The organism is Amycolatopsis sp. NPDC054798, from assembly GCF_053611505.1.
In genome coordinates this window covers 42,028-53,927 of record NZ_JBSHAM010000031.1, presented here as the reverse complement: position 1 = coordinate 53,927, position 11,900 = coordinate 42,028, and the positions used below count along the sequence as shown (strand labels likewise).

At 69.9% G+C, this 11,900-nt stretch carries 11 protein-coding genes and 1 tRNA gene; 7 read left to right on the top strand and 5 right to left on the bottom strand.

Features of this window, described 5'->3' with window-relative positions:
• Positions 1–17: 17 nt before the first annotated feature.
• The 5 genes from ACWGIC_RS20580 (at position 18) to ACWGIC_RS20560 (ending at position 4,115) form a co-directional block, all read left to right on the top strand.
• Positions 18–1,043, top strand: coding sequence for an AAA family ATPase (locus ACWGIC_RS20580; RefSeq protein ID WP_452077540.1), 1,026 nt, complete (start codon positions 18–20; stop codon positions 1,041–1,043).
• Between the two features lie 129 nt (positions 1,044–1,172).
• Positions 1,173–1,877: a DNA methylase gene (locus ACWGIC_RS20575; protein ID WP_452077539.1), complete on the top strand. Its 705-nt coding sequence runs from the start codon at positions 1,173–1,175 to the stop codon at positions 1,875–1,877.
• Between the two features lie 43 nt (positions 1,878–1,920).
• Positions 1,921–2,469 (top strand): hypothetical protein, encoded by a 549-nt coding sequence (locus ACWGIC_RS20570; RefSeq protein WP_452077538.1) that lies wholly within the window; start codon positions 1,921–1,923, stop codon positions 2,467–2,469.
• Between the two features lie 223 nt (positions 2,470–2,692).
• The gene (locus ACWGIC_RS20565; protein ID WP_452077537.1) at positions 2,693–2,926 is read left to right on the top strand and encodes a helix-turn-helix domain-containing protein; all 234 of its coding nucleotides are present in this window, start codon (positions 2,693–2,695) and stop codon (positions 2,924–2,926) included.
• Positions 2,910–4,115, top strand: coding sequence for a tyrosine-type recombinase/integrase (locus ACWGIC_RS20560; RefSeq protein WP_452077536.1), 1,206 nt, complete (start codon positions 2,910–2,912; stop codon positions 4,113–4,115). Before ACWGIC_RS20565 ends, ACWGIC_RS20560 begins: the two co-directional genes overlap by 17 nt.
• Before the next feature lie 71 nt (positions 4,116–4,186).
• Here ACWGIC_RS20560 and ACWGIC_RS20555 read toward each other — a convergent pair.
• Positions 4,187–4,260 (bottom strand) — tRNA-Thr (locus ACWGIC_RS20555).
• Positions 4,261–4,387: 127 nt separating this feature from the next.
• Between ACWGIC_RS20555 and ACWGIC_RS20550 the strand changes: the two genes are divergently transcribed.
• Positions 4,388–6,076, top strand: a complete 1,689-nt coding sequence (locus ACWGIC_RS20550) for a hypothetical protein (RefSeq protein WP_452077535.1) — start codon at positions 4,388–4,390, stop codon at positions 6,074–6,076.
• 96 nt (positions 6,077–6,172) lie between these two features.
• On the opposite strand, the gene ACWGIC_RS20545 is transcribed toward ACWGIC_RS20550, so the two are convergent.
• From ACWGIC_RS20545 to ACWGIC_RS20535, 3 genes are all read right to left on the bottom strand, one after another.
• Positions 6,173–7,372 (bottom strand): DNA polymerase III subunit delta', encoded by a 1,200-nt coding sequence (locus ACWGIC_RS20545; protein WP_452077534.1) that lies wholly within the window; start codon positions 7,370–7,372, stop codon positions 6,173–6,175.
• Positions 7,369–9,519: a bifunctional MFS transporter/dTMP kinase gene (locus ACWGIC_RS20540; RefSeq protein ID WP_452077533.1), complete on the bottom strand. Its 2,151-nt coding sequence runs from the start codon at positions 9,517–9,519 to the stop codon at positions 7,369–7,371. Before ACWGIC_RS20540 ends, ACWGIC_RS20545 begins: the two co-directional genes overlap by 4 nt.
• A 148-nt stretch (positions 9,520–9,667) precedes the next feature.
• The gene (locus ACWGIC_RS20535) at positions 9,668–10,249 is read right to left on the bottom strand and encodes a hypothetical protein (protein WP_452077532.1); all 582 of its coding nucleotides are present in this window, start codon (positions 10,247–10,249) and stop codon (positions 9,668–9,670) included.
• 564 nt (positions 10,250–10,813) lie between these two features.
• Between ACWGIC_RS20535 and ACWGIC_RS20530 the strand changes: the two genes are divergently transcribed.
• Complete coding sequence (locus tag ACWGIC_RS20530) at positions 10,814–10,942, top strand: hypothetical protein (protein WP_452077531.1); 129 nt, start codon at positions 10,814–10,816, stop codon at positions 10,940–10,942.
• A 75-nt stretch (positions 10,943–11,017) separates the two neighbouring features.
• Here ACWGIC_RS20530 and ACWGIC_RS20525 read toward each other — a convergent pair whose 3' ends face one another.
• The gene (locus ACWGIC_RS20525; RefSeq protein ID WP_452077530.1) at positions 11,018–11,869 is read right to left on the bottom strand and encodes an ESX secretion-associated protein EspG; all 852 of its coding nucleotides are present in this window, start codon (positions 11,867–11,869) and stop codon (positions 11,018–11,020) included.
• Positions 11,870–11,900 lie beyond the last annotated feature (31 nt).

The window sequence follows — 11,900 nt, the reverse complement described above, 5'->3', positions numbered from 1 at the left end:
CCCTGGAGGTCTCGACCATGACCACGCCCCGGCCTTTGGCCGCCGTGCCGACACCGCCCGCCCGCCGCACCCGGTGGACCGACGCGGAACTCATGCGAGAGGAATTCCCGCCGGTCAAGTGGGCCGTCCCCGGCCTGCTCGCCGAAGGGGTCAACCTGCTGGCCGGCGCGCCGAAGCTGGGGAAATCGTGGCTCTCGCTCGGGTTGGGCGCGGCGATCGCCAACGGCGACCTCGCGCTCAACTCGATCGAGGTCGAACGCGGCCCGGTCCTCTACTGCGCACTGGAGGACACCGGACGTCGGCTGCAACGCCGCCGCCGACAGCAGATCTCCGCCGGCGGACGGCCCGCGCCGCTGCTCACCCTCGAAACCGCCTGCCCCACCATGACCGCCGGCGGCGAGGCCGTCCTGGTCGAATGGCTGGAAGAGAACGCGAGCGCGCGGCTGGTCATCATCGACACGTTCGAGAAGATGCGCGGCGCGGTCGCGCCCGGCTCCTCGGCCTACAGCGGCGACTACGCCGCCGGCACGCGGTTCAAGGAGATCGCCGACCACTACGGCGTCCCGTTCCTGCTCATCCACCACGTCCGCAAACAAGGCGCGGAGGACTGGCAGAACCTCGTGTCCGGCACCGCCGGATTGACCGGTGCCATGGACGCCACCCTGGTCCTCGAACGAGGCCGCGGCCAAGCGGACGGAATCCTGCACGTGACCGGCCGCGACGTCGAGGAAACCGACTACGCCATGGTTTTCGACGCGCACGCCGGCGCGTGGACCAAATTGGACGGACCCGCCAGCGACCACCTGGTCGCCGACACCCGCGCCGCCATCCTGCAACTGCTGCGCGAACACGGGCCCCTCGCGCCGAAGCTGGTCGCCGAATCGCTCGGCCTCAACGCGGGCACCGCCCGCCAGACCTGCAAGCGCATGGCCGACTCCGGGCAACTGCACAAGTCCCCCGGCGGCGAGTACAGCGTCCCCGCGCACAGCGGTGACACCCCCGTGCAGTCACCGCTGTCACCCCTGTCACTCAACCCCGGCTGACCAGCCGCAACAGGCGTGACAGCCCGCGTGACACCCCGCACGCCTGTCACGCTCCCGCCCCCGCCAGCACGCCAGGGGGACGTGACAAACCCCAGGTCAGACCCCATGCCCGCGAGAGAGGACACCGCGATGACCACCGTGACACTCCCGGAACGGCCCCGCTGGACCGGCCCCGGCCCCCGGCCGCGGATCCTGGCCTGCTTCTGCTGCCAGGGCGGGGAAGCCATGGGCTACTACCTCGCCGGATTCGACGTCACCGGCGTCGACATCCAACCCCAGCCCCGGTTCCCGTTCCCGTTCGTCCAAGCCGACGCGATCGCCTACGCCCGCGACCACGGCCACGAGTTCGACGCCGTCGCCGGCGGCCCGCCCTGCCAGGGCTACTCCCTGACCTGGCGCATCCACGGCAACGACCACCCTCGCCTGATCACCCAGTTCCGCGAGGTGCTGACCGGGCTGGGCAAGCCGTACGTGATCGAGAACGTCGAGGAAGCCCGCAGCCAGCTGCGCAACCCCGTGCTGCTGTGCGGCGCGATGCCGCAATTCGGGCTGCACACCCACCGGCACCGCCTGTTCGAAACCAACTGGGACCTCGCGGTCCCGGACCACCCCGACCACACCGCCGAACCCGTGAAAATGGGCCGCCCGCTGCGCCCCGGCGACTGGTACCACGCGGTCGGCAACTTCTCCGGCGTCGCCTACGTCCGCGCCGACATGGGCGTGCCCTGGATGAACCGCGACGGCATCCGCGAATGCATCCCGCCCGCCTACACCCGCCACATCGGCGCACAACTCCTCGCCCGCCTCGCCGCGCCGATACCCGCCGCCGCCTAGGGGACGCGACAAACCCCAGGTCAGGCCACCGAGAGGAGAGCAGATGATGTGCCGGTCAGCCGCCGAAGGAGGACGCCGCTGCAACGGGCGCAGCTGCGGAGCCGCCGGCGCACGCCAACGCCAAGCCAAACGCCGCGCACGACTCGCCCTCGAATCCGCCTACGAGTCCGGGGACATCACCGCCATCGGGGACGCGAAAGTGAAATACGCCCGCGTCACCGGTCAAGAACCGCCCAAACCCGTAGTCAAAAACACCGCGGCGACCCAGGATTTCGCCGCCCGCAAAGCCGCCGCGGCGTCCCTACCCAAGACCGGCACGACCGAGGAACGCATTCACGCCGCCGTGCGCACCCTCGCCCGCCAGTCCGGCGACTGGATCGGCCTGGCCGACCTGCGCGAAGCACTCGGAGACATCCACCCCGACGAACTCAACCGCGCAATGCGCGACCTGTCCCGGACCGGAAACGCCCACCTCGTCCCCGAATCCAACCGCAAAGCACTCCAGCAAGAAGACCACGACGCATCCGTGCGCATCGGCGGCGAAGCCAACCACCTCATCAGCATCCAAGACCACCAGCACACCCCGCACTAGCCACCTGACCAGGCACTTGTCACGTCCCCCTCCAGGACGCCCGCCGCGTGACAAGTACGGCACCCCAGACCTGTCACACCTGTCACTCCGTCACTCAACACCCCCTGACCAGCACAAACCGCCGTGACACCCGCGTGACACCCCACCCGGCTGTCACCCGACGAAAGGAGACCGCCGTGTTCGACACCGCACCCGTCCAGCTTCACGACACGAAAGGCCTCCCATGGACGCCAACGTTTCGCCGCTGCCAGTGCCGGCGCGGCACCTGTACCGCATTCCGGAAGCCATGCGGCTGCTCTCGATGAGCCGATCGGTCATCTACGAACAGCTGCGCGCCGGACGCCTGTTCTCCGTGAAGCAGGGCCGGGCGCGACTCATCCCCGCAAAAGCCATTCAGCAGTACGTAGACCAACTCATTCAGGAAGCAGAGGGGGCCGGATATGGCCAAGCGGCGTAGCCGCGGCGACGGCGGACTCTACTGGGACGAGTCCCGTCAACGCTGGACAGCTGAGGTCACCGTGGGATTCCGGGCCGACGGCAAGCGCATCGTCCGGAAAGCGCGGGGCAAGACGAAGACCGAGGCGAAAAACAAGCTGAAGGAACTCCTTAACGACGTTGAGGACGGTGCCACTAACGCGTCGGCCAGCTACACCGTCGCGCAGGCGGTGAACGACTGGCTGGACAGCTATGAACGGGGAGAGCGGGACCCGAACACGGTCAAGGCAGTCCGGTCGCTGGCGAATAACCACATCATCCCGGCGATCGGCGGGCGACCGCTGGTGAAGCTCGACGTCGACGACGTCGAGGAGTGGCTTGCTGACAAGGCGAACATGCTGGTCACCTCGACCCTGCGCAACCTCCGCTCCATCCTCCGGCGGGCGATCAACCGGGCTCAGGTGCGCAAGCGGGTTCGGCACAACGTCGTGCTGCTGTGCGACGAACTCCCGGCCGGGAAAGGGGAAGGCAGGCCGTCGAAGGCCCTCACGCTCGCACAGGCGGAAGCCGTGCTCACGGCGGCGGAGGAGTCGCCGATGCGCGCCTACATCGTGGTGTCGCTGCTCACCGGCGCTCGGACGGAGGAAATGCGGCCGATGACCTGGGATCACGTCGACCTGGTTGGCCGGCCGAAGGCAACGCCGCCCATCCCGCCGAACGTCAAGGTATGGCGGTCGGTGCGCGCGAAGGGGGAGACGAAGACCCGGAAGTCGCGCCGGACGCTGGCACTGCCCGCACGGGCCGTCAGGGCGCTAGAGGACCACCGGGTGGCCCAGCGGGCGGTGAAGGCGGTCGCTGGAAACAGCTGGAAAGAGCACGGGCTTGTGTTCCCGACCAGCATCGGCACGGAGCAGGATGTCAACAATGTCCGGCGCGACTTCCGCAGGGTGATCAAGGCGGCCGGGCTCAACCCGGCCCAGTGGACGCCCCGGGAACTGCGCCACAGCTTCGTGTCGATCCTCTCGGACAGCGGAATGCCCATCGAGGAGATCTCGCGCCTGGTCGGGCACAGCAGCACCGCAGTGACAGAGCTGGTTTACCGGAAGCAGATCCGGCCGGTAGTCGAGTCCGGCGCGACCGCGATGGACCAGCTGTTCCCCGAACCGGGTGAACCTGACGAAGACTCGCCACCCACCAGCAAGGCTTCTTAGTCACCCATTTAGTCACCCACCACACGAATCAGGCCCCATCCGATATGTCTCGGATGGGGCCTGACCTGCGGAGCCGCCTGGGGGAATCGAACCCCCGACCTATTCATTACGAGTGAATCGCTCTGGCCGACTGAGCTAAGGCGGCATGCCGCTGTGCGACGGTCATCAGTGTAGCGGAGACATGGTGCGTCACCTTGCGGGGGCCGCGTCGTTAGGCTCCTATGACTTCGGTCTCACTCCCCGACCCGGCCATTACCTGGAGGACCCGGCACATGCAGCGAAGACTGCCCCGTGCGCTGGCGGTACCCGCAACTGCCGCGTTGCTGCTGCTCCTGGCCGCGCCGGCCGGTGCGCAGGAGATCCCGACGACGCCGATCCCGCAGCCGAACAACCCCACGCAGCCGCCCGCGTCCGCGCCCATCGGGCCGCAGCCGCTCGGGCACGCGGTCGGGGACGCGGGCACGGCGCTCGGCGTTCTGCGGCTGCTGCCGAACTCGGTCAGCACGAGCACGATCCTTCCGGGCTTCGGCCAGACCTTGCCGAAGCAGTCCGCGCTCGAGGCGGGCATGGGCCTGTCCAGCGCGTCGGCCAACTCGGAGGCGTACCTGGCCTACGAGAAGGCGATCGCGCAGTCGTCGCCGTTCGGACTGGCCGTCGGGGGCCAGGCTCCGCAGACGCCGGGCAGCCTCGTGCAGACCGCGCTGCCGGACAACCCGAAGGAGATCAGCGGGGGCCTGAACGCGCCGTCCAACCCGCTGCTGAACGTCGGGCTGCTCAACGGCACCGCGCACGCCCGCTGGAGCGAATCGCTCGGCCCGTGCGTGGACACGATCGCCGACGCCAGCACGTCCGTCGCGAGCCTGTCGCTGCTGAACGTCATCCCGACGCTGCCGCAGGTCCCGCTGCTCGGCAGCGGCGGGCTGAACCTCCCGCAAGGCACCCAGCTCGCGCAGGGTTTCGACCCGAAGAGCGGGCTGCAGAGCCTCGGCGGGCTGCTGCCCGGCAGCGGCCAGACGCCCACCGCGGGCACCGGTTCGCTGCTGAGCCTGCCGAACACGCTGTCGTCGCGGTCGCAGGTGAAGCTCGTCGACATCCCCGGCTCGAAGAACAAGGCGGTGCAGTCGAAGTCCACGCTGCAGGCGGCGGACATCAACATCCTCAAGGGCACCCCGCTCGAGCTGAACCTCAAGGTGGCCAGCCAGCCGACGCTCACCGTCACCTCCACCGGCGACGCGAAGACGTCCAAGGTGGACTACCAGGCTCCGGTGATCACCATCGCGGCCGGCGGCAAGACGCTGTACACGCTCGACGCGGCGCACCCGACCAAGGACATCCCGATCGGCCTGCCGCTCTCGCAGCTGAGCGACCAGTTCGGCGCGCTGGACAACGTGCCGGTGGTCGGCGGTCTCGTCGCCACCGCCACGCAGGGCCTCAAGCAGCTCGGCGACACCGCGGGGAAGGTGCTCGACCTCGGCGTGCTGCGGCTGAGCATCGCGAACCTCGACCAGAAGCAGTCCGAGTCGACCACGCCGTTCAAGGGCTACCAGCTGGGCGCGGCGGCACGGCTGCTCGACCTCCAGGTGCTGCCGACGAAGAAGCTGAAGGAACTGCTGCCGAAGCAGGCGGGCGACAACCTGCCGTCGTCGCTGGCGCAGCTGTCGCTGGGCGAGCAGATCGCCCGCTCGTACGCCCCGACCGGCGGCGTCGTGTGCGGCACGGCGACGACTCCGCCAGCCCCGCCGCAGGGCGGTGCCGCACCGGCGGGTCCGGTGAAGCACCTGGCCTACACGAACGGCGCGTACGACACGGTGCCGCTGTTCTGGACGGGCACGGCGATGCTGCTGATGGGCGTCGTCATGGTCGCGGCGTTCCCGAACCGGCGACGTCCCGCGCTGGTGCTGAAGCGGCCGTCCGGCGGTCCGGACACCCCGTTCAAGCCGTCGCCGCATCCGCGCGACTGACCTAGGCAAAAGAGAACGGCCCTCTCGCTGACTGGCGAGGGGGCCGTTTTTCGTGAGCGGCGATCCCGGTTCTAACCGTGATCAACACTCACGAGGTCAGCCTTGGCGAAGCGTGGTGACCATGGCTTCCACCGCGATCCTCGGCTTCACGTTCAGGCCGATCGCCTCGCGGCACTCCAGCACGGCTTCCAGGCGGCGGAGCGTCGACTCCGGCGACCAGGCCGCCGCAGCCGAGTTGATCTGCTCGGCGTGGTCGGGATGGGTCAGCGTCGCGCCGGAGCGCGTGGTGGTGACGAGGACGTCCCGGTAGAAGCCAGCCAGGTCGACCAGCGCGAGGTCGAGCGTGTCCCGCTGGGTTCGCGTCGCGCGGGACTTCTGCCGCTTCTCCAGCTGCTTCACCGCGGCCTCGGCGGCCCGTTTCGCTCCGCCGACACCCTTGCCGGTGCCGTCGCCGCCCATCGCGGTGCGCAGTTCGGAGCGTTCCTGCTCGTCGCGGCCCTTGCTTTCCTCGCCCGCGTCCGCTTCCGCGGCGCTGATCAGCTGGTCGGCGCTGGTGAAAACGTCGTCCGGACGGCGCAGCCCGAGCGGAATTCGCAGCACGGTGGCGCGACGCTGCCGAGCGGCCTCGTCAGTGGCCAGGCGGCGAGCGCGGCCGACGTGCCCGTTGCACACCGCCGCGGCCCAGTTGGCTCGCTCAGGATCGACACCGTCCCGCGAGATCAGTACCTGCGCGATCGCCTCGGCGGGCGGAGTGCGCAGCGGGACCAGCCGACACCGCGAACGGATGGTGACCGAGACGTCCTCCGGGTGGTCCGACGGAGCGCACAGCAGGAACACGGTGCGCGCGGGCGGCTCTTCCACGGCCTTGAGCAGCGCGTTCGACGCACCCTCGGTCAGCCGGTCGGCGTCCTCGATGATCACGACCTGCCATTCGCCGGTCGTCGGCCGGCGTGCCGCCGCTTGCACGAGCGCGCGCATCTCGGCGACCGAAATGGACAGTCCTTCCGGGACGACCAGCCGCACGTCCGCGTGGGTTCCGGCCATCGTCGTGCGACAGCCGGGGCACGCGCCGCAGCCGGTTCCGGTGCTGCACTGCAGGGCCGCGGCGAACGTGCGCGCGGCGACCGAACGGCCGGAGCCCGGCGGTCCGGTGAGGAGCCAGGCGTGCGTCATCGCCGCTGGCGCGACAGGTTCTCCGGCAACGATTTTCGCTGCCGCGGCCGCCGCCGTGGACAACGTTTCCACGGCGGGTTCCTGGCCGACAAGTTCAGTCCAGACGCCGATCGGAGACGTCACCGATCCTCCACTTTGGACACCACGGGCAGCGCGTCCGCCCCGTTCTGTGTGGCTTCCGCTTCGGCGGCCGCTGCCTCGGCGACATCGGCCTGAGCCGCGTCTTGCGGCTGTTCGGGTTCTTCCTCCGCCGGTTCCGCGGGCACGAGCCCGGCGAGCGGGCCGACGAAAACCGACTGGACGGCGCTGCGGACACGGCCCGCGACCTCACCGTCGGAGCCCTCGGCGTCGACCACCACGTACCGGTCCGGGTCGGCGGCGGCCATCTCGGCGAGCAGCTTCTGCACCCACAGCTGGTCCTTCAGCGACGGCTGCGGATCATCCGGGTGCTCGGAGTCGAGAAGGACGGTCAGGTCCGGGCGGAGCCGTCCGGTGGCCCAGTCGACCAGCCCTTCCAGCTCGTCGCGGTCCAGCTCGCCGGCCGCGGACAGCGACGCGAGCGGAGAGTCGACGAAGCGCTCCATGACGACCACGGACCCGGCGTCGAGCGCGGGCTGGATCTGGCGTTCCACCAGTTCGGCGCGCACGGCCGCGGCGACGAGCGCCTGTGCCCGGACCCCGGTGAGGGCGGCGTCCGAAACGAGCGTGCGGAACCGCTGTTCGCCGAGCGCCGGGTCGGCGGAGAGGACGACCGGCCGGGTGCCGGTGCCGAGCCAGCGCGCGAGACGGGCGGCCTGCTCGGCGGTGTTGACGGCGGTGGTGCCCTCGATGGCGATCAGGAAGCCGTTGACGCGGCGCGGGTTGCGGCGCAGCGCGTTGCGCAGGTCGCTGAAGATCTTCTCGGTGCGCCGCTCGTCCATCTGCCGGTAGGCGATGATCCCGAGCAGCACGGCGAGCAGCCCGCCGCCGAGGATGACCGGACGGGTGCCGTCGACGATGATCGGGGTGCCGAACAGGGTGACGTTGCGCTGCCGGACCAAGCCGATCAGCACCGGCGTGACCACTGTCGCGCCGAACAGCACGATCTTGAGCATCGCCTGGTAGATCGCGTTGATGCGGCCGCGGATCGCGTCCTCGACGCGGGAGCCGATGATCGTGACGCCGGTGAGGAAGGCGGTGCCGGCGCAGATGCCGACGAAGGCGACCGCGCCCACCGAGATCGCCAGGTGCGGCGACAACGCGACGACGCCGAGCGCGAGCCCGGCGAGGACGATCGAGATGCCGAAAAGCCGGTCGTGCGGGAGCCGGTGCGCGAGCTTCGGGGCCAGCGCCATGCCGATGGCCAGCCCGATGAAAACGGCCAGCATGAGCAGGTTGAACGCCGCGTCGCCGCCCAGCAGCGAGGACGAGTACGGTTTGGCCGCGCCGATGACCGCGCCGCCGGCCGCGAACGCGCCGAAGGCACCGATCAGCAGGCCTCGGACGATCGGCGTGCTGCGGACGAACTTGAGCCCGTCGCGCATCATCGCGCCGAAGCCGAACTTCTCCTCGTCGGCCCGCTTGACCTTCTGCTCCGGCAGCGAGTGGACGTCGCGCAGGGACAGCTCGGGAATGCGGGTGGCGACGATGATGCCGCTGATCAGGTACAGCAGGCCGGTGATGACGACGACGACCTTGGCGATGTACAGGTCGACGCCGGGGCCCTGGAACAGGTGGAACGTGGAGTTCGCGCCCTGGATCAGCGCGTTGGCCCCGGCGGCGGTGATGACGGCGAGGCCGTAGGTCATCACCATGCCGAGCTGGTTGGCGGTCTCGACCTGCTCGGGGCGGCGCAGCAGATTCGGGACCGCGGCGTCCTTGGACGGGATCCACATGATCGAACAGCAGCCGACCAGGAAGTTCGCCACGAACAGCCACCACGGAGCCCCGACGACGGCGATCGAGAGCAGGAACCCGCAGCGCAGCAGGTCGCAGACGACCATGATCTTGCGCCGGTCGAACCGGTCCGCGAGCAGGCCGCCGACCGGCGCGAAGAGCAGGCCGGGCAGCAGCGCGGTGACGACGACGCCGACGAACGCGTAGTTCTGCGCGGAGTAGTTGTCGAGGAGCTTGGTGCTCAGGCTGGTCAAGTTCAGCAGGTTCAGCCAGTCGGCGACACTGCACAGATACGTGACGCCCCACAGCCGACGGAATGGCTTGATCGCCAGCACTCGGCGGGCCCGGTGGATCGTGGACGTCCCGCCCGATCCGCCCGGGCCGGTGCCAGGCACCGACCGTACGCCCTCGCTGATACGCCCACCCCACTTGTCACGGCGGCGTCAGGCGACCCCTGCGGATCCCCCGACCGTGTGGTCGCCAGGGTAGTCCCGCCGCGGACGCGGGTACGGCACGCCCCGTGATATGCGTGGTCAGCGAGGGTCAGCCAAACAGCCCCTTCACACTGCTCACCAGGCTAGCGATGAGTTCGATCGCGACAATTCCGAACACGATGAGCAACACCACGGCGAGCACCACGCCGGCCGTGCTGCTGGAGGGACGCCCGAAACTGGGCATGCTCATCGAGGGCAGCCCGCGCCGGCTCTGCCGCCCGGCGAGCTCCTCCTCGATGTCGTCGTCGGCGATCTCGGTCACCCGCTTCGCCCGCGGCAAGGGCACCTTTTTCAGCAGCTGAGGGGCCTTGGTCGGCCACGTCCGCTGCCGAGGCAACAGCCCGAGCGGCACCAGATCCGGCCGCTCGGTCGGCGGAATCGGATTCGGCGTCTTGACGACTTCCTTCTTCTTGGCCTCTTCCTTCAGTGCGGCCTCGACCATCCGCTTGACCTCTTCGGGGTCGTGCTGGACCGGCTTGGCGGTCGGCAACGGCCGTGGCCCGCGACTCGTCGCGATCTCGAACCCGGACAACGGGTCGGAGAACTGCTCGCCCCCGACGTCGCCGGCCAGCGTTCCGTCCCGGTCGGGCCCGGAGGCGGGAAAAAACGGAGTCCCGTCGCTCGTGCTCATGGTGACCACCTCACTACGGAATGTCCGCCGAGTCCAGTGTCGGCGAGAGTACCGGCTCCCGCATCCGCCCAATGGCCGCAGAACCACTACTGCCCGCGCTCGCGGAGCGGCTCGGGCACCCGGGCCAGTGACCGCTGATAGACGGCGGTATGACGGGGTTTGCCTGGGTGGGGCTGGGGTGGTTTGGGGGGCGGGGTCGGTTAGTGAGCGGACAAGGGGATGGGGGGGCTGGCAGCCGCTGGGGGCTGGGCTGGCAGCACGCTCCGCGTGCGGGAGCCGCTGACGGGCTGGGTTGGCAGCACGGCTCCGCGTGCGAGAGCCGCTGGCGGCCTGGGTTGACTCGCCCGGCTTCAGCGCCGAACTGGTCTCGCCGGAGCCGATTGAGGGCCTGAGTCAGCCAGGTCCAGCCCAGCCGAACCAGCCGAGCCCAGTTTCGAGAGGACGCGGCCGGACCGCCCGCGGGCCCGACTCGTCTAAACCCGGACTCGGCCGGACCAGCGCAGCTCGGCCGGGCTCGGCCCTGGAACGGCACGGGCTCAGCTCGCCTAGCCGGGCACGGCTGGAGTGACCGGGCTCGACCAGTCCTCGCTGGCCGAGCTGGACTTGCTGGCTGCGCTCGGCTCGCCGAGCCCAGGCCAGACGAGCGCGGTACGGCACGACTCGCTTGACCGGGCTCGGCTCGCCCGCCCCTAGCCTCGACCTCGCCAGCACGGCCTAACCCGCCCCAGCCACCCCCGCCAGAACCCGCTCCACCGGCCTCACTCCCCGTCAAGCATGACTGCGCACCGCCTCCACGATCCAAGCCTCCGCCGTCCCCCGCGTAGCGGGCGACCACGTCACCACCCATCCACCGCCGCCGCCCTTCGGCGCGGCCCGGAACTGATACCTCCCCTGGTCGTTGTCCACCAGCCCGAACGCCCCGTGCGGGTACTCCGCCAGCACCGCGTCCCGCACGGCCAGGTCCACCAGCACCGTCCCCTGCCGGGGCCGGGCCACTGCTTCCCGGATGACGTCCAGGTCTCCCCACGCCGCCCGCGGGATCAGGCCGCTGTCGTCCGTTTCGATGCGCACTGCCGGGCCGGGGCCGGGCGGGCGGTCCGGCAGACCGTCGAACACCCACCCGGGCAGTGCGCTGAGCATCCCGGACCGCAGTCGCGCCCGGCGGCCCAGTTTGCTCATCACCGTGGTGAAGTCCTCGTCCCCGAAGAACCGCACCTCCCACGGCTCCTCGCTCGCCGGGAACACCCCGGTGACCACTCCCCGGATGAACCCTCCGCGCAGCACTCGGTACAGCTCGACCGCCTCGGCGGTCACCTGGCCGTCCGTGGCGAGCCCGAGCGCGGCCATCCCGGCGACGAACCGGGTGTACTGCTCCACCTCCTCGGCCAGCCCGGCGCCGAGCATCGGCCCGAACGACTGCCGGACCTCCTCGGCGAGGCTCAGTCCCGAAGCCGCTCCGGCGGGCTCCTCCTCGGCCAGCACGGGCGGCACCTCGAAATGCGGGTCGTAGAACTCCATCACCGAAGGCCGCTGCGGCATCTCGGCCCGCAGCGGTCCGATGACCTCGTCGATGACGTCGAAGACGACGGGTGCTGAACTGCTCACCCCGTCATTGAACACCCTGGTACCGACAATTTCTCGAACTTTTGTT

What these genes read in the sequence shown, in the direction of transcription:
- ACWGIC_RS20580 (WP_452077540.1), top strand. Translation starts at nt 18, where the DNA reads ATGACCACGCCCCGGCCTTTGGCCGCCGTGCCGACACCGCCCGCCCGC.
- ACWGIC_RS20575 (WP_452077539.1), top strand. Translation starts at nt 1,173, where the DNA reads ATGACCACCGTGACACTCCCGGAACGGCCCCGCTGGACCGGCCCCGGC.
- ACWGIC_RS20570 (WP_452077538.1), top strand. Translation starts at nt 1,921, where the DNA reads ATGATGTGCCGGTCAGCCGCCGAAGGAGGACGCCGCTGCAACGGGCGC.
- ACWGIC_RS20565 (WP_452077537.1), top strand. Translation starts at nt 2,693, where the DNA reads ATGGACGCCAACGTTTCGCCGCTGCCAGTGCCGGCGCGGCACCTGTAC.
- ACWGIC_RS20560 (WP_452077536.1), top strand. Translation starts at nt 2,910, where the DNA reads ATGGCCAAGCGGCGTAGCCGCGGCGACGGCGGACTCTACTGGGACGAG.
- ACWGIC_RS20550 (WP_452077535.1), top strand. Translation starts at nt 4,388, where the DNA reads ATGCAGCGAAGACTGCCCCGTGCGCTGGCGGTACCCGCAACTGCCGCG.
- ACWGIC_RS20535 (WP_452077532.1), bottom strand. Translation starts at nt 10,249, where the DNA reads ATGAGCACGAGCGACGGGACTCCGTTTTTTCCCGCCTCCGGGCCCGAC.